The sequence below is a fragment of the Streptomyces sp. NPDC043896 genome (genome assembly GCF_056435605.1).
The window spans coordinates 1-18578 of sequence record NZ_JBWKEE010000036.1 but is presented as its reverse complement, the minus strand read 5'-3'; the positions used below and the strand labels follow the sequence as shown (position 1 = coordinate 18578).

General features: G+C 71.6%; 25 protein-coding genes. 10 read left to right on the top strand and 15 right to left on the bottom strand.

Features of this window, described 5'->3' with window-relative positions; translation table 11 throughout:
- Window positions 1-28: 28 nt before the first annotated feature.
- Genes AC069X_RS34990 through AC069X_RS34980 form a run of 3 tightly spaced genes read right to left on the bottom strand, consistent with a single transcriptional unit; the run spans window position 29 to window position 2323 of the window.
- Complete coding sequence (locus AC069X_RS34990; protein WP_478735191.1) at window positions 29-265, bottom strand: hypothetical protein; 237 nt, start codon at window positions 263-265, stop codon at window positions 29-31.
- A gap of 50 nt (window positions 266-315) precedes the next feature.
- A complete protein-coding gene (locus AC069X_RS34985) occupies window positions 316-1923 on the bottom strand; it encodes a hypothetical protein (RefSeq protein ID WP_478735189.1) in 1608 nt (535 codons plus the stop codon).
- Between the two features lies 1 nt (window position 1924).
- Window positions 1925-2323: a hypothetical protein gene (locus AC069X_RS34980; RefSeq protein ID WP_478735187.1), complete on the bottom strand. Its 399-nt coding sequence runs from the start codon at window positions 2321-2323 to the stop codon at window positions 1925-1927.
- Window positions 2324-2435: 112 nt separating this feature from the next.
- On the opposite strand from AC069X_RS34980, the gene AC069X_RS34975 reads away from it, so the two are divergent.
- Both AC069X_RS34975 and AC069X_RS34970 read left to right on the top strand, forming a co-directional pair.
- Entirely contained in the window at window positions 2436-2603 is a 168-nt protein-coding gene (locus AC069X_RS34975) for a hypothetical protein (RefSeq protein WP_478735185.1), read from the top strand.
- A gap of 67 nt (window positions 2604-2670) precedes the next feature.
- Window positions 2671-3486 carry a hypothetical protein gene (locus AC069X_RS34970; RefSeq protein WP_478735183.1) on the top strand — a complete coding sequence of 272 codons (816 nt, stop codon included), beginning with the start codon at window positions 2671-2673 and terminating at the stop codon, window positions 3484-3486.
- Window positions 3487-3552: 66 nt separating this feature from the next.
- On the opposite strand, the gene AC069X_RS34965 is transcribed toward AC069X_RS34970, so the two are convergent.
- Entirely contained in the window at window positions 3553-3891 is a 339-nt protein-coding gene (locus AC069X_RS34965; RefSeq protein ID WP_478735181.1) for a hypothetical protein, read from the bottom strand.
- 44 nt (window positions 3892-3935) lie between these two features.
- Here AC069X_RS34965 and AC069X_RS34960 point away from each other — a divergent pair, with 44 nt between their 5' ends.
- Window positions 3936-4247 (top strand): hypothetical protein, encoded by a 312-nt coding sequence (locus tag AC069X_RS34960; RefSeq protein WP_478735179.1) that lies wholly within the window; start codon window positions 3936-3938, stop codon window positions 4245-4247.
- Window positions 4248-4425: 178 nt separating this feature from the next.
- On the opposite strand, the gene AC069X_RS34955 is transcribed toward AC069X_RS34960, so the two are convergent.
- The 7 genes from AC069X_RS34955 to AC069X_RS34925 all read right to left on the bottom strand — a co-directional run bounded on the left by AC069X_RS34955 (window position 4426) and on the right by AC069X_RS34925 (window position 9062).
- Window positions 4426-4875, bottom strand: coding sequence for a hypothetical protein (locus AC069X_RS34955; RefSeq protein ID WP_478735177.1), 450 nt, complete (start codon window positions 4873-4875; stop codon window positions 4426-4428).
- Window positions 4872-5408 (bottom strand): bifunctional DNA primase/polymerase, encoded by a 537-nt coding sequence (locus AC069X_RS34950; protein WP_478735175.1) that lies wholly within the window; start codon window positions 5406-5408, stop codon window positions 4872-4874. The genes AC069X_RS34955 and AC069X_RS34950 overlap by 4 nt, the downstream gene beginning before the upstream one ends.
- Window positions 5405-5851, bottom strand: a complete 447-nt coding sequence (locus AC069X_RS34945; protein WP_478735173.1) for a hypothetical protein — start codon at window positions 5849-5851, stop codon at window positions 5405-5407. Before AC069X_RS34945 ends, AC069X_RS34950 begins: the two co-directional genes overlap by 4 nt.
- Window positions 5852-6064: 213 nt before the next feature.
- The gene (locus AC069X_RS34940; RefSeq protein ID WP_478735171.1) at window positions 6065-6994 is read right to left on the bottom strand and encodes a recombinase family protein; all 930 of its coding nucleotides are present in this window, start codon (window positions 6992-6994) and stop codon (window positions 6065-6067) included.
- On the bottom strand, window positions 6987-7487 hold the full coding sequence (locus AC069X_RS34935) for a hypothetical protein (protein ID WP_478735169.1): 501 nt from the start codon (window positions 7485-7487) through the stop codon (window positions 6987-6989). The genes AC069X_RS34940 and AC069X_RS34935 overlap by 8 nt, the downstream gene beginning before the upstream one ends.
- An 81-nt stretch (window positions 7488-7568) precedes the next feature.
- Entirely contained in the window at window positions 7569-8300 is a 732-nt protein-coding gene (locus AC069X_RS34930; RefSeq protein ID WP_478735167.1) for an AAA family ATPase, read from the bottom strand.
- Window positions 8301-8498: 198 nt separating this feature from the next.
- Window positions 8499-9062, bottom strand: a complete 564-nt coding sequence (locus AC069X_RS34925; RefSeq protein ID WP_478735165.1) for a hypothetical protein — start codon at window positions 9060-9062, stop codon at window positions 8499-8501.
- A 154-nt stretch (window positions 9063-9216) separates the two neighbouring features.
- Here AC069X_RS34925 and AC069X_RS34920 point away from each other — a divergent pair, with 154 nt between their 5' ends.
- The 5 genes from AC069X_RS34920 (at window position 9217) to AC069X_RS34900 (ending at window position 13115) form a co-directional block, all read left to right on the top strand.
- On the top strand, window positions 9217-9600 hold the full coding sequence (locus tag AC069X_RS34920; protein WP_478735163.1) for a hypothetical protein: 384 nt from the start codon (window positions 9217-9219) through the stop codon (window positions 9598-9600).
- Window positions 9601-9830: 230 nt separating this feature from the next.
- A complete protein-coding gene (locus tag AC069X_RS34915) occupies window positions 9831-10328 on the top strand; it encodes a hypothetical protein (protein WP_478735161.1) in 498 nt (165 codons plus the stop codon).
- Between the two features lie 556 nt (window positions 10329-10884).
- Window positions 10885-11526 (top strand): hypothetical protein, encoded by a 642-nt coding sequence (locus tag AC069X_RS34910; protein ID WP_478735159.1) that lies wholly within the window; start codon window positions 10885-10887, stop codon window positions 11524-11526.
- 243 nt (window positions 11527-11769) lie between these two features.
- The gene (locus AC069X_RS34905; protein ID WP_478735157.1) at window positions 11770-12759 is read left to right on the top strand and encodes a ParA family protein; all 990 of its coding nucleotides are present in this window, start codon (window positions 11770-11772) and stop codon (window positions 12757-12759) included.
- Window positions 12756-13115: a hypothetical protein gene (locus AC069X_RS34900; RefSeq protein ID WP_478735155.1), complete on the top strand. Its 360-nt coding sequence runs from the start codon at window positions 12756-12758 to the stop codon at window positions 13113-13115. Before AC069X_RS34905 ends, AC069X_RS34900 begins: the two co-directional genes overlap by 4 nt.
- Before the next feature lie 61 nt (window positions 13116-13176).
- Here the strand turns inward: AC069X_RS34900 and AC069X_RS34895 are convergent, their stop codons facing one another.
- Window positions 13177-13359, bottom strand: coding sequence for a hypothetical protein (locus tag AC069X_RS34895; RefSeq protein WP_478735153.1), 183 nt, complete (start codon window positions 13357-13359; stop codon window positions 13177-13179).
- A gap of 157 nt (window positions 13360-13516) precedes the next feature.
- Here AC069X_RS34895 and AC069X_RS34890 point away from each other — a divergent pair, with 157 nt between their 5' ends.
- A complete protein-coding gene (locus tag AC069X_RS34890) occupies window positions 13517-14782 on the top strand; it encodes a hypothetical protein (protein WP_478735151.1) in 1266 nt (421 codons plus the stop codon).
- Window positions 14783-14902: 120 nt separating this feature from the next.
- Here the strand turns inward: AC069X_RS34890 and AC069X_RS34885 are convergent, their stop codons facing one another.
- On the bottom strand, window positions 14903-15241 hold the full coding sequence (locus tag AC069X_RS34885; protein ID WP_478735149.1) for a DUF6233 domain-containing protein: 339 nt from the start codon (window positions 15239-15241) through the stop codon (window positions 14903-14905).
- 125 nt (window positions 15242-15366) lie between these two features.
- Here AC069X_RS34885 and AC069X_RS34880 point away from each other — a divergent pair, with 125 nt between their 5' ends.
- Window positions 15367-15897, top strand: a complete 531-nt coding sequence (locus tag AC069X_RS34880; protein ID WP_478735147.1) for a hypothetical protein — start codon at window positions 15367-15369, stop codon at window positions 15895-15897.
- Window positions 15898-16168: 271 nt separating this feature from the next.
- On the opposite strand, the gene AC069X_RS34875 is transcribed toward AC069X_RS34880, so the two are convergent.
- Together AC069X_RS34875 and AC069X_RS34870 are read right to left on the bottom strand one after the other, a co-directional pair.
- A complete protein-coding gene (locus tag AC069X_RS34875) occupies window positions 16169-16582 on the bottom strand; it encodes a hypothetical protein (RefSeq protein WP_478735145.1) in 414 nt (137 codons plus the stop codon).
- A 205-nt stretch (window positions 16583-16787) separates the two neighbouring features.
- On the bottom strand, window positions 16788-17636 hold the full coding sequence (locus tag AC069X_RS34870; RefSeq protein WP_478735143.1) for a hypothetical protein: 849 nt from the start codon (window positions 17634-17636) through the stop codon (window positions 16788-16790).
- Window positions 17637-18578: the final 942 nt, after the last annotated feature.

Genomic DNA, 18578 nt, shown 5'->3' with positions numbered 1-18578 from the left:
ACCAGGTACGAGGGGACGGGCACCGCCTCTACATGGCGGAGCGCAGCATCCCCGCCGTCTTGGTCATGGCGGCCTTCGTCGCCTCGTCGGAGGCAGCCCGGGCAGCCTCTTCCAGCAACAGGGTCGCCGCCTGGAGGAGGCCGACGTGCACAGGGACGGTCTCCAGCCCGGTGAGTGCGGCCATGGCCTGATCAGTGGCGCTCTGCGGGATCAGGGTGCTGACGCCGCGGCCGATGGCCCGCTGGGACGGTGCAGGTGTGCTCATCCCAAGATTCTCGCCGGTCGAGCCCGCGAACTCGCCCCGCTCCGGCAGCCCTACCGGCGAAGCCCGGGCCGGCGCCCAACCACCAGGTCGGTTGGGACCTGCGCCCGGGGCAGGACCGCCTGCGGAGCCTGCACGGGCTTGGCGCTGACCCATCTCTGCTCCTGGGCGATCGCCTGATGGGCGGCTGCGTCCAGCGCGGCCCGGGGCACCGGCGTTCCCGCGTTCTGCGCGGCGGCCAGGAGTGCCGCTGCGCCCTTTTGCTCTGCGGCCATCACCGTCGAGTAGGACGCAGCCAGCGACTCGACCTGGCGGGGGTGGACCGGGTAGAAGCGCCTGTCCTTGTCGAGTCCGGCAGGCCGGTAGTGGGGAGAGTCGGTCACCAGTCCGACCTCGGCCCGCCGCACGGCCCACGGTGCGGCGGCGGCCATCTGCCACCCGCTGGCGCACAAGCGGTATGCCGAGGCGGCCAGGCCCCCTTCTCCCCCGGCGTCCGCGACGATGTCACCGGCTGGCCGGGCGGCTCCCGGCGGCTGCTCGGGCGTCCACTGAGGGCCGAACAGCAGCTGCCCCTGGCGCACGACGCTGGTCCGCGCGATCACCACGGCGGGGTGGGGATCAGTGGACGGCATCTGCACAACCGCCCCCTGCCGGACCTGCGCGTAGCCCGGCGGCGGCAAGTGCGGACGCTCGCGCGGATCGCCGATGTCCACGACGTGCTGCCAGCTCGCGGCGGCATCCTTCCAGGCCTTGGAGGATTCCCGCAGCGCGGCCGCAGCGCCCTTGAGGCTGTCCCGAACCAGTGCGTCCGCCGCCCCCTCTGCGGCGTGCAGCAGCGTCCGGCCCGCCAGGAGGCGGCCCATCGCCGTCCAGCGGGAAATCTGCTGGAGATCCGAGCCGCTCATCCGCCGTTCGCCCCGGTCGTGCAGGGCCGCGTACGCGGCCCGGGACAGCCTCTCGGCATCCTCGGAAAGCCGGGTGAGGACGGTGCTCGTCGCGTCTGTGGGCGAGGCCTGCACCGGCTCAACCGGCAAGGCCGCAGGGAAGCTGGCCAGGTCCGGATCGGCGCGGGGGGTCGAGGTGCGCGCGTACACGGAGGCTTCGTCCAACAGGGCCCGAGCCTGCCCGAAGGCGTCGACCGCGCCGGGATGCTCAACTCCCTCGGAGAGCCGGTGCACGGCCTGGCCGGCCGCCCAGGCGATGTCGGAGTAGCGGCGGGTGAGGTAGTCGAAGGCCTTCTGGTGCCGCAGGAGGTACGCGTACGGCGTCAGCGGGGCACGGTCGGGGCCGAGGTGTCCGCTGATCGTGTCGCGTACGGCGCCCACCGCCCGCGTTGCCGCAGTGATCCGCTCGGCTGCGGGCCCGCCTTCACCGCCGAGGCCCTGGGGGTCCAGGTAGCGCCGCGCGGCGCCCAGCGCCTCCCGAGCGCGGTCCAGGCGCTTCTCCAAGTCCCGCTCCGCCCGGGTCAGGTCCCGTTCCTCGGCCGTCGGCACCGGCGTGTAGGCCCGCGGGCCCAGCCCCTTTTGCACCTGCGCGAGAAGGAGGTCGACCTCGCCAGCCAGCGCTGCCCGCTCCTCGGCCGCCACGGACCCGAAAGGAGCCTGCGCGACCTCCTGCAACCGCACGACCGCGACGTCGAACAGCTCGCCCAGCGTCGCCAACTCAGAGCTCCCGGACGGAGGTCAGCGCCGCAGCCGCCTCGGCCGCCAAGGACCCGGCCTGCCCCAGAGGCCCCGCTGGTCCTTCGTCGGCCGACAGTCGTGTCAGCGAATCGCTGACATGCTTCAGAAGCTTGACGTACGGCGCGAGGCCGGCGGCCCCGGGGCCCGGTGACGGAGCGGAGACCAGGCCGCCGGCCGTGGGCAGGGGGAGCAAGTCCCGGCCCTCCGTGCACTTCTGTGCGGCGAGCATCGCCTGCAGCTCGTCGCTGCCCTTGTCGAAGGCGATGCGGTCGCACAGTTCGGCCGCTGCGCTGAAGGTGTCCCAAGCGGCCGCCAGGGCCACAGCGGTGTCCGTGCAGTCAAGTCGCCGATCAAGATCCACCAGTGCGGACTCAGACATCCACAATCCCCTCCTTCGGTTGGAATGGAGATGATCGTCCCACTCCGGCGCCGGTCGGTGCTGAACCCTGTGGACAAGGGGAGGCCTGTGGAAAACCCGCGCGGCCGAGGAGATGAACGCCGACGAGCTGCGCGGGGCGATCGGCCTGGGCACGGTCCCGCTCGCCGACCCGGGCGGGCCGTGGCCGCAGTTCAACCAGGTGCTAGCCCCGGTGCTGCGGGCCGGGGAGGCGGACCGGCCCACGGCCGCCGAGCTCGCCGACCTCCTGGAGAAGGTCTGACCCCAGGGTGTCAGGGGTCGGCAGAGGTCAACAGGCTCCGCCCCGTACGAAAGGTTTGGTGAGCGTCATGGGTATGCGTCCCTACATCGCGGTCGAGATCGACGGCGCGCTGTCCCCCTACGCGGGGCCGGTGCCCGCCGGGTACACCATGCACGACGTGGAGTCGGCGGCCTGGCGGGACTGGGCCGTGATGGTCTACCCGCGCCCGGCCGGCCTGCGGCTCACCCTGAACCCGGCGGTCGGCCGGGCCCTCGCTGAGCTCCCGGCGGAGCTGGCCCTGGTCTCCTCCTACTCCCCGGCGGAGGTGGAGCCGTTGCTGCCCGCGCTGGGCTGGGAGGCGGTGCCGCCGATGATCCCACTGCCGAGCACCGGCTCCGTGCACTACATGAGGGTCGACGATCCGGGCCGGTCCCCCGACGCGGAGGACGGGCTGCCGTGGCGCGCGGAGGAGGTCGCCTCCTGGGCGCGTACCCACGACCGGCCGGTGGCGTGGGTCCGGGCCGGAGACGAGCACCGGGAGGCGGTCCGCCGGACAACCTCCTACCTCTCCACGGTCGGGCCGGTGCTCGCCTACGGGGTGGATCCCGCCCTCGGCATCACTCCCGCCGACCTTGCGGCGCTGCGGGAGTGGGCGCAGCAGATGGAGCGCCTGCCCGAGCCGGCCCCGGTGACGCCCCGCCGGTGCAGGGACTGCGGGGACCGGCGCACCACCGTCATCGGCGGCCGTCGCGTCGACCAGGTCCATGACGTGTGCGGGTCCTGCTGCGAGTGCTACTGCCCTGGACCAGCGGACGACGCGTTCCAACCGTGCGGTGACCTGAGGCGGGAGCAGTGCCCGGAGTGCTGCGGCTGCCTGGTGTGCGTGGGGTGCCACTGCGGCTGACGGAGAACGTCCGCAGCCGGTCCAGGTCCGGCGGGAGCCACACCGGCTCGCCACCGGGGTCCACAGCTATCCCTCCCCGACCTTGGCGGGGACCCGCTTGAGGGCCATCCGTGCCGCCACGACCTGCCCGGTCTCCACCGACTCCCAGAACGGGTGATCGCCGACGACGGCGGCGAGGCGGCGCAGCCGCCGCTCGAAGGCGGTCTTCTGGAGGCGCTGCTCGTCGGTGTAGCCGGGGCTGGCTGGGACGTCGCCGCGGTGCGAGTACACGCCCTCGACGCCCTTCCAGCCCGGGTGTGGCTCCACCGACCACGGCAGGTCCCGGCAGTAGGCGCCGTAGTCGGCGCGTACGCGGTGGAGCTGGGCCTGGAGGGCCTTGAGGCGGGGCGGGAAGTCAAACGACATACGTCAATCGTACTAGCGTTCGAACGCCGTGGTCTAATCAAGCCATGGCGGAAACCTGCTTCCCGGAGGACCTGATCCAGCTCAGAGCAGAGTGGATCCGCACCTACAACCGGCTCTCCATCCCGCCTCCCGACCCCGCAGCCCTCGACCGCCGGCTGCTCGACCTCTCCTTCCGGATCCGTGCCCACCCGCACTGGCGGGAGCACCAGCCGACCCCCGCGGCCCGGGCCGCTCTGCACCGGGCGGCCGTCGCCCTGCCTGGCGGGGAGCCGACGGTCGTGAAGAAGGTCATCGACGGCCGGCTCGTCGTCGTGCCCCCGGGCGGTGTGGCCCCGGGGGACGACAAGCGCGGCTGAAGAGCGAAGGGCTGCGCGCCGCGCAGGCCCGGGCGGTGAGTGCGATGCGCCGCCCGCTCGGGCACGGACCGGTCCCCGTCGTCGAGAGCCAGGAGCAGCGTGCCGTGCGCGGACGCTCGGCCGTCTGCGCACGCCGAGCCCCACACCGGACCGGTGCGGGGCTCTCGTGCGTGCGGGGTCAGGACTGTGTGCGGGCCACGGCGAGCAGCAGGAGCACGGTCTTGAAGGAGATCTCGACGTCGTCGCGGTCGAACCCGAGAGAGGAGGCGAGGGCCCCGGCCTGGGCGGGCAGCGGCATCGCGGGGAACCGGACGCCGTGGAACGCCTCGGCGTCGCCCTCGAAGGTCCGGGCGTATTCGTGGAGGTCGGCCGCGTAGAGGCCGGCGGTGTCCTCGCCCGCGTCGAGCTGGCCCGCGCGGGCCGCCCACGCGGAGGACAGCAGGAGGGCGGAGCGGGTCTCCGGGGCGGCGTCGCTCCACTTGCGCAGCGCGCCCTTGTGGCCGGCGGCCCGCTCGACGTTCCCGCGGTACTGCTCCAGGACCTCCTGGAGGTCGGCGAGGACGTCGGGGATCTGCATCCCGATGCCGAGCAGTTGTCCGTTGGCGGCCATCATGTCGAAGGCGTTCACGTGGTCTTCCTTCCTGGGTGGTGCTGGAGCCGGTCGGCGATCCAGCGGGGGAGCGGGCGTACGGGCTCGTCGCGGACGATGGCGTAGGGGATGCCGCCAACGACGGAGCCGGGCCCGATGAGGTAGCCGCCGCTGCGCAGGCCGGGGCCGCGCACGTCGATCCCGGGCCCGAGGGGGCTGCGGGCGCCGGAGAAGCTGCCGATGGTGGAGTCGTCGGGGGCGGCGAAGTACAGGTGCCGGCCCCCGGACGGGGTGGCCACGGTCAGGGTGTCCGGCCACGGTTGGCGGAGGTGGGCGGCGAGGTCGGCGAGAACCGCCGGGCCGTCGTCCTCGACATCGAGGTCCAGGCCGACGACGCGGGAGGCCCGGCAGCCGACGCCAATGTTGTCGCCGTCGCGCCACAGCTCCCGGACGCGCTCCGGATCGGTGAGGCACAGCGTGCGCCAGGGACCGGCGGGCCGCCGGCCACCGGGTGGGAGCGGGAACACGGCCAGGCCTCGGGCGGCGAGGTCGGCAGCAGCCGCGGCCGTCACGCCGGGACCGCCTCGTGCTCCTGGTCCTCGTCCTCGTAGCAGGTGCACTCGTCGTACGGGCTGGACGATCCGGCCCCGCAGTCGAAGCAGTACACGTTCCGGTCCGGGTCGTCGTAGTCCGGCTCTTCGTACTCGCCGTGGCGCCAGCCGGTGCAGTCGTGCGCGCAGCCGCAGCCCTCGGCGCACTCGGGGCAGACCATCCCGTACGTCCACCCGCAGTACCGGCACATGACCTGGTTGCGGGGGTCGTTGCGCTCCTGCTCCAAGTAGTCGACCGCTTCCCGGTACGTGTTGATGTCGACGTACTCGGCCAGGTACCGCTCCAGGGTCTCCCGTTCGTCGGGGTCCGGGTGGTCCAGGAGCGCGATGGCGCAGGCGTGCTTGATGCCCAGCTCCTCCTTGAGGTCGGCCAGGGCCTTCTTGCGCGCGTGGTTCTTCGGCATCTCAAGCTCTCGTTTCCGCGGCTCGCGGTGATCCCAGACTCACCGGCCGCCAAGAGCGAGGCCAGCAAGGTGATGCGAGGTGAAGCGAGGTGAAGCGGCTCGGCGCGGAGCACCTTCGGTGTGCTCGTCCGGTCTGGGCCAGACGAACCGGGCCACGAGCCGGGCCCACGGTCATGCGACCGCAGGCCCGACTGTAGCGAACGGCACCGACACTCACGTGATGATCCGAGCGGACGTCACGCGGTTGGAGTGGATGCGCCGGGCCTTGCGGCCGGCGGGCGACTGCATCAGCGCGGTCGCGGAGTGCTCGATCATTGCCGCGTGCACGTTGAACGGGGCGGTCACCCGCACCGAGTAGCCCTGCCCACGGCGGATCGTCTGCCCGGCCGCGAGCGCCTGGCGGACCGCGACGTCGGCGACGTCGACCAGGGTCTCGGCGACCAGGCCGGGCACGTCGACCACCACGACCGGGTCGGCGGCCACCGCCTGGCCGTCGTCGGCGACGTCGTCCTGGTCGTCGCCGCCGAGCAGCGCGGACAGGTCGTCGGGCACCTTGCGGGCCCCGGCGGCGTCGAGGACCCGGCGTACGGTCTTGGGCGCGATGCCGTACTGGCGGGCGAGCGCCTTCACGGCGGCGCCCTCCCGGTAGGCCTCGACGAGCTCGACGACCTCCCCCTCGTCCAGGGCGGCCGGGCGCCCGAGGGTCTTGCCGGCGGCCTCGGCCGCGGCGATGCCCTCGCGGGTGTTCTCCGAGATCATGTCGCGCTGGAACTCCAGCACGGCCGCCAAGACGCTCACCATCATCTTGGTGCCCGGGTCGTCCGAGGCGAGGTCGATCCCGGACAGCAGCCCCGACTCCACCCGCAGGTGCAGGCCCCGTCGGATGAGCACCGGCCGCAGGGCGATGATGTCCGCGACCGACCGGAAGAGGCGGGCCGCGTCGGCGATGCGGATGGTGTCGCCGACGGCGGCCTCGTCGAGCAGCCGCTTGAAGCCCGTCCGGTTGAGGGACAGGACGCGGCTGGAGGTCGCCGGGTCCTCGTAGGCCGGGGCGCCGGCGGCGAGCAGCGCGGCCAGGGCGTGCCGCTGCCGGGCGCCGGTCTGCTTGTCCGTGCTGTGGCGCAGGTAGAGCCGGTCAGTCACGGGGGCTGTCCTCGTCGAGCGCGGTGACGGTGGCGCCGACGAGCCGCTCGGAGGCGTCCGCGGCGTGGGCCCGGCAGGCGAGGAAGGAGTTCCCGGCCGCGTCGGTGACCTGGTGGGTCAGCGGCTCGCCGCAGGGGGCGTTCATCCGGTCGTAGCCCCAGGAGCGGCCGCAGGCGGGCGCGGTGCACCAGGTCTTCCCGCCGCTGGAGCGCAGGGTGTTGCCGTGCTCGGGGCAGACCCCCCACGGGACCGCGCACACGGAGCCGTCGCGCACGGCGCGGACGCGGGCGAGGTCGCCGGCAGTCTTCTCCAGGTCCTCGTGGACGCGGGCGATCTGTCCGGCGGCGTCGTCCAGGCGGAAGGCGGTGTGCCGGGTCACCTCGCTGGCGCGCAGCCGGGTGTGGACGTCTCGGATGCGCTCCTGGAGCGCGGAGGCGTCGGCCATGAGGGCGCGGATCTCAGCGGGGGTCGGCTCGGGGCTGGGCGTGCTCATCGGCTCTCCTCGGTGTGCGAATGGGCAGGCTGACGTGCTGACCTGCTGGTGCGTCAGCACGCTGGCGTGCGGGCGGGCTGGTCAGAGGGGCGTGACGATGTCGTGCGCGGCGGTGAACCCCTCCGCGAGCAAGGCCTGCGGGATGGCCTCCCGTGCGCGGGCGTGCTGCCAGGCGAGGACGTCGTCGGGCACGCGGCGGTTGGCCGGCCGTGTGGCGTTCCGGGCGCGGCAGGTGTCGAGCGGAGGGAGGAAGCGCAGGGCGACGATCGGGCGGCCGTGGCGGCGGGCCCGCTCGATGAGCTCGGCGCGCACGCGGGCCTCCACGTTCGTGGAGTCGAGGTAGACGATGGTCCCCTCGGCCAGGTGCTTCTCCAGCAGGATGTTCTGCTCGATCACGGCGGCCGGGGTGAGGGACTGGTCGCCAGCGTCCCCCCCGATCCACTCGCGCAGGGAGTCGAGACTGACCACGGTGACGATCCCGGCCGCGGCCGCGAACGTGCTCTTGCCCGAGGCGCCGGGGCCGACGGCGACCACGAGCGTGCCGGGCTCCACAGAGCGCAGCACGTCGGTGCCGACCGCCGCACGGTTGTCGGCGGAGATCCATCGGTCCGGTCCGCCCACGCGGGTGTGCCGCCAGTCCTGCCGGGTGCCGATGATCTGCTCGGCCCAGTCCATTGCGGCCTCGACGTCGCGGTCGAAGCCTTCCTCGAAACCCTCATGGCAGTCCAGGAACTTCCCGTCCCGGGTGAGCTGCCAGCCGAAGATGCCGTCGGTGAGGTGGGTTGGGGCGAGGACGTAGCGCGGTAAGCGCATGGGGGCTCCCTCGGTTCGGCCGGGCGGGGATGCCGCGGCGTCCGATGAACACCCTAGGGGGGCGAAATAGGGAGGCGCAAGTAAGGAACGGATTCCATTGGATCGCGGCCGGCCGAGATCTGTTTTGCACCAGTTTGGGCGACTCATCGGATCGGATCGGCCGACGGGGGGAGAAACGACCATTTCCGCCCCCCTGCGTCATCGGACTCGCTGGCGACGGGGAGCGGGGGCGGCCCGGGTTGCAACTCTGCAGGCTGTCAGGAACGCGGTCCGGGCCGCCGCCGCCTGCGCCCAAGCTTCCTGGCAGGAGTCCAGGTCGGGCCACCTGTCGCTCCCGGCTCGCAGCCGCGTGGCCGCGGTCAACGCGGTGAGCGCGTCAGACAGCTCGCCGCACACCGCATCGACAGCGTCTGGGCCGAGCAGTTCCACTCGCTCCAGTACCCTGCGGACCGGTTCGCAGGCCGTCTCGGTTTGCGACCAGATCTCGTCGTGGAGTGCTTCCCAGCCATCGCCGGCATACGTCTCTGCCAGGTGATGAGCGACCTGAACCTCGGTTTCGCCGACCATCTCCCGGTACTCCCCCACGCAGGCGTCCCACGCGGCCAGGAGCGCGGCATACGCCTCTTGACGCTGCCCGCGCAGCCACTGCCCGTGCTCTACGCGGGCTTGGTGCGTGACCTGCCACCGCCCCACGTAGATGCCGGCCAGCACGCCAATCAATCCGATGCTGCTGGTTATGAACGTCTTCCATTCCTCTGCCATGCCCGCATCTTGCAAGCGTCGGACCATCTGGGGGGACCGCTTCCGCCCCCTCGGGCCACTGGATTACGTATGAGGCGACGAGACTGTTCCACCGCGGCCTCGGGCAGGGTTCACCAGGCGCCGGACGGTCCGGCGCGAGGGAGGGAGAAACCTGATGAGCCAAGATTTGAACGCCGAGCTGTCCCGCATCTACGGGCGCTGCATCGAGCAGGTACGCGTGATCGCCGCGCTTGACCCGGCCAAGCCCGTCGAGGGATGGGAGCAGTACACCTGCACGGCCGCCAACGAGTTCGCGGCGGACGTCGAGATGGCATGGATCGCGGCTCACCCCGAGCACAAGGTGCGTGACACGTACGGGGCAATCATGGGCGGCGTTCCCATTGAGCGTGAAAGCGTCGTCTCCGGGGACTCGCCTACGCGATACATCACGTACGGGCTGACGTCCTTCGCCCGTGTCCTGCAGTGCATCGAGGCCATGCGCGTCGGCCGATTCGACCCGCACGTGCCAGGCGGCATCATCCGGAATGACGAGGACTGAACCAACCGGGGCCGGCACTCAGCTCCACTCCGGCGGCGGCACGGCTCCCGCGGTGGACCGCTTCCGCCCCCTGGCCGCGATTGGATCACTCAACCGTCAGCGGCGGACGAGGCTTGCCCACACCGGCTTGCCCGGTGTCGGCGAGGCTTGCCCGGACACCAGGCAGCGTGATGCTTCGACCGGTACACCTGGTTCACCACGACCATGAGCCTGCAGAGAGGACGCCCCTCATGACGCCGCGAGGAGTGGAGTTGGTGCTGGAGACCGAGCGTGTCGCCCGGCTGGTCGCGGCCGGCGCGCTCGGGCACGCCCAGCGCCTGATCGAGCTAGGGGAGGCCCTGTACCGGCAGTCGAGCCGATCGCCCCAGATTGATCAGGACGACTCCGCCAGCAGTAAGAGCCTCGCCATCAGCCTGATGCGCACGGTCGGCAACTTCGCGGTGGTCTCCACCGCCGGTGGGGTGCGTACGGCGCTTGCCGAGCGGCCGGCGATGCGGCCGGAGGCCTACCTCGCGAGCCTCGGCCTGGCGACGATCCCCCGCATCGAGGAGGACATCGCCCCGGACTCCGACGTCGTGGTCTTCTACCGCGGGGGCCCTCATTTCGGCGAGCTGTGGAACACCGTCGCGGACGGCGACGACACCAAGACGGCTCGCCTCGTTGACCGTCTGAGCCGTGCAGCCGTCCACGGGCCGAGTCGCTTCGTGGCCCGAGGTCTCGGCGACTGAGAGGCTTGCCCACACCTCGTTGAGGCTTGCCCACCGCAGGCTTGCCCAGGGGGTGGCCGCACCGGTGCGGCCATGGCCGCTGACCCGGACGCGCCGAAGCCCCGGACCTGGAGTTGTTCGCGGAGGTCGATCTCCTCGGCGGTGAGCGGGTCCTCGGGCCGGTGGGTGCTGGGGGCTTTCGCCCGCCCCCAGACCCTCGCTCCGGTCTGCGTCGACCGGAGCGGACAGGCGTCCCCCAGGGAGACACCGAACCGATGGTCAGCTTCAGCTCCGTCTGTGCCCCCGCCGGGTGGCTTCTTTCCCCTCCCTCTGCTTTGAGTTGGAGAAGAAGAGGCCACCCCACGCTGGACCTCCCGGGCCGTGACCTGCGCCGTGTCCGAAAGGCCGACCGAGTTTGGTCGAGCAGCGCGTGCTGGACCTAGTGCAGAACTTCCCGGGAAGCCAGTGAGCCCGAGACGCAAGCCCATGAGCCTGCTATCTCGCGCGCGTTGGGCCGGTCCCGGAAGTCTCGTGAAGCCCGCGACGGTAGCCGCGGCGGTCCGTACGGTCCGCCGACATGACGACCACCAGCACGACTCAGCCCGCCCTCGCCCGCCGCAAGCCGCGCCGCAAGGGCCGTCCTTCCTTGCTCACCCCGCAGACGATGAGCCTCCTCACCCGAGCGACCGCCGCAGGCCTGCCGATGAAGCTCGCCGCCGACGCGGCCGGCGTCGGACGCTCCACCTTCCTGCGCTGGATGCGGCTTGGCGAGGACGTCGTCGAGGAGCAGCAGGGCGGGCAGCTCGACGTCGACTCCACCGACCCGCACGCAGCCCTGTACGCCCGTGTCACCCGTGCCCGTGCTGTCGGCTCTCTCCGCGCGCACGGCCACATCGAGGAGGCCGCTCGCGGGGCCGTCGTCTCCGAGACGCACCGCACGTGGACCGACCCCATCACCGGCGAGACCCGTAGCGAGCGACGTATCCGCCGGCGGCCGGGCGACTGGCGAGCCTCCGCCTGGCTCCTCGTCCGCCTCGACCCGAACCCCAAGTCGCTCGACGAGTTGCTCGACGAAGAGGCGGCGCGCATCCGCGCGGAGCGAGGCGAGAACGCGGTGGAACAGGCCCTCACACCCCACCTCCAGGACCTCGCGGCCCGGCTCCAGAAAGCGTTGGCGCAGTACGAGGACGGCGCCCCGGCCGCGCCTGAGCCGGCGTAGCTCGACGTGCTCCTGGTCGACGGCGAGGCGGTACTCGTATCGGTCGACTGGACCGGCTGGTCAACACCGCAGCAGGTCAGTCCTGTTAGACCCAATGGGGTCAACCTCATGGGAGCAGGGGGCTGGCCTGCGGTTTTCCGTGATTCGTCGGGCCAGTGCGGGATGGGCCGTCCGGCGGGGCGAAGACGATACGGTCGGGTGGTGAAGTCCACGGGGAGGACCGCCGGCGATGAGGAGAACCACATGACCATGACCGTCCTGGGCCCGCTGCCCGCGAGCCCCGACGCCCTGGACGTGGTCCGCGACTGGCGCATCGACAGCCTGATCGAGGTGCTGGGCCAGGAGAAGGAAGTCGTCGAAGCCGCGCTCGCCCGCCTCGACTACAACCGGGATCTGCGCCCCCAGCTCTTCGTCCCGCCCTCCCTGGGCGATGTCCCGCCCGCGTTCACCGGCCCCCACCGAACGTACGTCTGCGTCAACCAGAAGGGCGGCGCGGGCAAGACCACCACCAGCGTCGAACTGGCCGCCGCCTGGATCGCCATGGGCTACACCGTTCGCATCATCGACGCGGACACGCAGGACGCCTCGCTGTCCACCGAGTGGATCCTGCCCAACTACGACGGCATCGCCGAGCACGAGCGGTACTCGCTGACCGACGTCCTCTTCGGCCGCCAGCCCCTGGACGAGGCCACCTACGAGACGGCCGTCCAGGGTCTCTACATCGTGCCCAGCGGCCCCCACCTCGGAGCGGTCGAGTACGACCCGGCCGGCGCCCGCGACGGCAGCCTGCGCAAGGCGATCCGCCAGTCCAAGGCGGAGGTCGACATCACCATCATCGATGCGCCGCCGGCTCTGGGGAAGCTGTCCGTCAACGGCCTGATCGCCGCGGACCAGGTCATCGTTCCCCTCAAGGTCGGCGCCCTGGACAAGTCCGCACTGCGCAAGCTCGCCGAGACGATCCACGCCGTCCAGGAGGACGCCAACCCCCACCTGACCGTGGCGGCCGGGGTGATGACCGGCTACGACCGTTCCAACTACGCGGGGCTCGTCGCCGCGACCCTGCGCCGGGACTTCCCCGAGGCGATCATCGCCGCGGCCCGCCGCAACGTGCGGGTCGCCGCCGCGGCGGAGGACCACCTCCCCGTCCGGGTCACCGACCCGAAGGGCACCACCACCAGTGACTACGACCAGCTCGCCCGTCTGCTCCTGCCCGTGAAGGGGGCCACCCGATGACGCCCAAGATCCCCACCGCCAGCCCGGAGCCCGGCACCGGCGCGGCCGCCGGCACTGGCGCGACTACCGGCGGCAGCGCGATCCTCGGCAAGCTCATCGGCGGGCAGCAGATCGCGGGCAAGAAGGAGAAGGTCCCCGCCTACGTCAGCGCTGAGACGCTGAACCGGCTGCGCAACGCTGTGGTCGCCCTGCAGAAGCTCGATGACGACGACGCCGAGGTGCCCGTGTCGCTTTCCTCCTACGTGGAGAGCGCGATCCTCGCCGCGCTCGACCGGGACGAGCACGAGCACAACGGTGGGCTGCCGTTCCGGCAGCGCCGCCAGCGCAACCTGAAGTCCGGGCCGCCCGTCCGGTAGACCCCAGCGCCGTGAGGAGGGCCCCGCCGGATCGGCGGGGCCCTCCTCGTCCGCGTTCAGGTCAGGGTGCCTTGGAGTCGATGGGTGGTAAGCGGCGGGCCCAGGGCGCTTCGTCGGGGTGGGTGGTCGTGCGGAGCTTGACCCAGGCGTCGTTGTGGTCGATGCCGGTCAGGCGGGCGAGTCGTCTGGCCTGCCAGGAGGTGATGGGCGCCCAGATCCAGCGGCGGCGGGTGAGCTGATTCATGCGGCCATCCCTACCCCTGCGCGAGAGGCCCGACGAGCGGTCGTCAGCAGGGTCCTGTCCGGCCACGTCAGACACGGTTGGGGCTGTTGGTCCTAATGGGTCTAATCCTGGGTTCGGTGTGTGCGGCTGTCCGGGCGTGGCTACCGTGCGGGGCGTGATGAAGAAAGCCGACGTCCTCGACGACCTCCCCGAACTGCGAGAGGCCGTGGACGCCGTGTGTGAGGAGGCCCCCTCCGACGCCCGGCGCCGGCAGATCCGGGCCCACGCCCGCGAGCTGGTCCGTGCCCTCCAGCACCCCGGCCACCCGCTCGGCGTCGGTGACGATCTCGCCGACATCCTCGACCCCGAGTCGCTCAGGAAGTACGAGCGCCTGGCCCTCGATGGTGAGCTCCGCGACCGCGGCGAGAAGAGGCCGACGTCCGAGGCGACGGCGATGGTGCGCTCCGGGGTGATGGCCCTGCTCCAGCGCGAGCTCGGGCTGGAGGTCCACCACCTGCGCCAGCTCAAGGAGCTCCCCCGCAAGCTGCCGATCGACGTCCGCCGGCGCGAGCAGCTGCGCGAGAGCCTGATCACCCTGTCCGACTACATCGGCCGCCGCACCGGCTGGAGCGTCGAGGGCGGCCTGATGGAGCACGGCTACCCCCGCTGGGTGCGAATGCTCGCCATGGCCTCCGTCGTCCTGGACACCGGCGCCCGGGTCGGCGAGCTGTGCGCGCTGCGCCTGGAGGACCTCTCCCCCGCCCTGGGCGAGGTCCGCATCCGGCGCCACCCGCAAAACGCCCGCCCCGACAGCCCGGTGTCCGTCGAGGCCTACCCGCTGCGCCGGGCCACCCGGGCCGCGCTCCAGCGCTACCTCCTGGTGCGCCGCCTCCTGATGGGCGACATCACCGGCGGCGCCGACTGGCTGTGGGTGTCGGTGCGCGGCAACCACGGCGGCACCGTCGCGGAAGACGTCGAGCCCGAGTACCGGCCCGCCGGCACCGCCCTGCAGGCCCGCGGCACCGGCCGCGCCTACACCGCCACGGTGACCCGCGTGAACATCGACCTCGCCGGGACGCCGGGCTGGGCGCCGCTGCCCGTGCGGATGGAGCAGCTGCGCCGCGGCGTCGCCGCCCCCGACCTCCACCTGGTCCCGCCCGCCCCGGACGCCGAGCGTGCCGCCGCACTGATGGACCGGCTCCACCAGGCGGCCCGCGCCCTCGCCGACCTGCCCGACGCCGAGGACGCCGCGACCACCGGCCGCAAGGCCCGCGACGAAGCCCGCCACGTCCTGCGCGAGGCCTGGCGCCTCGGCATCGAGCACCAGGTCCAGCTCGCCGCGCTCAGCGCCGGCGGCCTCCTCGCCGTCGACGTCCCGCGCGCCGGATGGGAGCCGGAGCTCCTGCGGGCCCTGGACCGGTCCCTGCACCTCACCCCGCTTTAGACCTGTTGGGCCCAACAGGGGCGACGGAGGCCGCCGTGTGCGGGCACGCCTGTAGGAGCTGCAGCCGATGCGGGGTGCGGGAGGTGTCCCGCGCCCCGGGCCCGGAGGCGCTTCGAGCCGTCAGGCGCCGACGTCCACCTGGAGCTCGGCGTTCGGGCTGCAGAACGGGCAGGGTTCGGTTCCGCCGGCTAGGAGGCGGCGGGCCTCGTCTCGGCCGATGGGTTTGCCCTTGGCCTGCGGGCAGTCCCCGCGATGCACCAGGAACGGCTGGGGCCCGCGTCCGGTGCGGATCATCTCGATCACCCAGTCCGGGGGCGGCGGCGCAGGCCGGCGGGCCTCGAACGCGGCCGCCTCGGCCTCCAGGCGGACGAGGTCCTCGCGGATCCGGCCGAGCTGGTGCAGGAGCCAGGACTCCACCGCGCGGTGCCGGGAGATTCTCTCCGCAAGACTTTCGTTCACGCGTTCGATTCTAGGTGGGTCTGCGAGCTCAGCGCCCGAGCCGGGATTCCCACCCTCTCCGGTGCCGAGGCGCGCCCGGAGGCCGCGGCCGTCGTTGGGCATCCGTGAAGACCCCTCTCTCCCGCATGACCGGCGCCCGGGTGCTCCGGCTCGTGCCCACCACCGCCCCGGAGTGCCACCTGTGCCCGGACGCCGTCCCCGCCGATCCGGCTCTCGAAGTCGTCCTTCGCCCGGCCTCCGGCGTCCCCCGCCGGGTGGCTCTGTGCGAGCCCTGCCACTCCGGCCGGCCCAGCCGGGGACGGCATGTCCTCGGGCCCGCCGACCTCGCGTGGCGGGTCGTGGAGCGGTACGCCACGACCCTGCTCGCCGCGTACGAGGAGCGCCGCTGGATCCCGTGTGCCGAAGAGCTGGAGTTCGCCGCCGGCCTGGCCCGGACGCACTGGACCGCGGAGTCGGTGCGGGCCGCCGTGGGCGAGGCCGGCGACGTCGCGTACGGCGGGCGGCTGGTCCAGGCCCTGGAGGGCGGGAGCGCTGACATCCTGCTGACCCATGTTCCCGCGGACGACCCCGCGCTGCACTCGCTCCGGCGCCTGGTCGACGTCCTCGCCACGGCCGCGGAGCGGCTCCCGGGAGGGCCGCCTGACGACGCCGCCTGACCGGCGAGGAGAGCACAGAGCCGGGACTGGGCGGAGCGGGGCACAGCTCAGATCCGGTCAGACCTGTTAGACCTAACAGGTCTGACCGCGACTCTCTCAGCCGCCGCAGGCGCGGTTCCACACGTGACGCGTGGAACCGCGCGCGCCTGTTGGCGCCTTGTGGAGGGGCATGTAGTGTGTTGAACGAGCCGGTGACCGCGGGTTGCCGGAAGTGGAGCCAGGTGACCTGGGGCAGACCGGGAGCCTGGCTCGGCGCATTTCTGGGGGCGTCTCAGCAGTCGGTGGACACCTCGAAGTCGATCAAGGTTTCTCCCAACAGTGCGGTGTACCGCGGATCGCCCTTGCGATGGGCGTGAACGGCTCCGGCGACTATGTCGGAGATCCAGAGCAGCGGCTCGGCGGTTCCGTGCACATGATCCGCACGGAACACGGTTCCCTTTGGCAGGACCGTCTGCCGAGCGCGGGCGACTGTACTGATATCGCTTTTGTTGAGTGCGGCATCGCGTGACTCGATGTACAGCTGGTCGACCCCGAACCCGTGCAGTTCGACGACGAGAGCAGTCAAGGACTTGCTCCGGGCCCGCTCCTGCCGCCGCTTGGGTACCGGTGTACCGACGGCCACAACGTGGAGGCCCCTCTGGCCGGCCACGAGCTGGGCGGCGTCGCGCCGCTGGCGATGGTCCATCTCGCTCCAGTGGGACTTGCTGGTGTCCCGCGGCCCTTTCAGCGCGCGTATCTCTGCACGGACGTCGTCCGTGGCGGTCGGGTCGATGATGGTGGCGGCGAGGATGTAGAAGCCGCGCTCGCTGTTCTCGTAGAAGGACTCGTCCAGCCACGCCGGCTTCTGTCCGACTGCGGAGCGGGGTCCCCCCTGGGTCTGGTTGATCAGGTCACCCCTTGTTCCGGGAAGGGCTTGCGGCGCTCTTCTTCGCGGTCGTGGACTTCGTGGTGGTCGGCGCGACGTTCCGAGGCTTGCGGGGCCTGGTGATCGCCGTCCGCTGGTACAGGTACGCCTCGGTGACGCCGGAGGGGGCAAGCGGAGCCTTCTTGAAGACCTTGATGCGTTCCACGAGCCCGAGGTCCAAAAGCCTCTTCAGCCCGCGTTCGTGAGTGTCCGCGGACCAGCCGTACCACTCGGGAGCCTTCTCCGCCGGGAAGGCAGACCACGCCTTCTCCCGGGCGACGACCAGGAGCAGGGCGAGGGCCGGCAGGTCCAGGAGTTCGTCGTACCCCTTCGCCCAGAACGTGGTCGGGATCTGCAGGAAGCGGTCCTCCTCGGTCTTCCCGACAGGACGGTCGTACGTCTTGCCGCTGCCGTCCTCCCGCAGCAGGGTGACGGTGATCATGGTTCCCGAGCGACTGCACTTGATCAGATTCCGTCCCTCCAGCCGACGCAGGGCCCGCCAGGCACCGGTCCGGGCGGACTGATCCGTTGCGGTCTCCTGGATGTCCATCAGCCGCGCCCACACGGCGCTGTCGTGCTTGGTCGTCCAGCCGGAGTCACCGTTGCTGCACGCGGCCACGATCATCAGGTAGGCCTTCAGACCCCTGAGGTCCCGTCCGGTGACGAAGTCCTTGAGGGGGCCGTGGCGGCTTGCGGCGCCCTTGGGGGCCTGGACGAAGGTCTTGCGCAGGGGCACGTTGGACCGGATCGAGCGTTCGAGAACCTTCGCGCGGGTGTCCCTGCCGGTCGCCTTGAGTTCCTGCATGTCCTGCGCGGTGTGCGATGTCTTCTTCATGGCTCTGAAGGTAGCCATCCCACTGGGCAGGAACAAACGATTCAGCCCCCTGGTGGGTGGACGCCTGAGCGGGTACATGAGAGTGCCAAGTGAAAGTTCAACGTGACAGTCCCAGGTGACAGTTCAACCTGGGATGACTAACTGACATGCGCGTGGGGACGCCTCAGCCCGGCCACCTGTACGTGCTGCAGGAGGCCTTCCGGCACGGTGGCGTGTCCTACCGACCATCTCGCCCCCGCCTTGGAAACCGACCAAAACGGGGGTGCCGGCGCCTCGCGGGGGAAGAACGGCGAGCCGTCAGGGGGCGGTCCGCAAGCGGTGCCGCCCTCGGCCGCACCGCGCCCGGTCCCGGTCGAGGCGCGGCCGGAGGTGAGCAGCAGAGAGGCGGCCGAGGTGGACGAACCTGGCGACGGCCCAAGAGTGAGGGGCTCAGCGCCAGTTAGTCCTGTCAGGTCCAACAGGACCGGCGTGGCCGGCGAGCGGGAAACAGGGCGCGTGCACGGCAGGCCTTGCCGCAGGTCCCCTCAGAGAACATTGTATATGCGGATGATCTATCTGAATCCACGCCAATCCGGGTAGGCATCCGTACCCGGCAGGTCGGACGATCACGCACAGCAGGGCCGAGACGGGTCGTGAAGGGGGTCTGGACCCCCGATCTTTGGCGAGGCGTCAGGAAGTGTCGATCGCCACCCGAGAGCCGCACGGAGCCGCTCAGGGGCGCGCAGCCCTGCGCTTGTTGCTGCCGCGCGTAGCGCGTCCGCTGTTCATCGGCGAAGCCGATGGGGTGTTGAAGGTCGTGCCCGTAGGGCTCCTTTCGGTTCTGAGCCGTAGGGACTTCCCCAGGGACGCCCCACGCGGGGGCCGGGGGGGGGGGGGGGGGGGGGGGGGGGGGGGGGGGGTACCTTTGTGTTCGTAGCTCATTATCTCCTCTTGCTCTTTTTC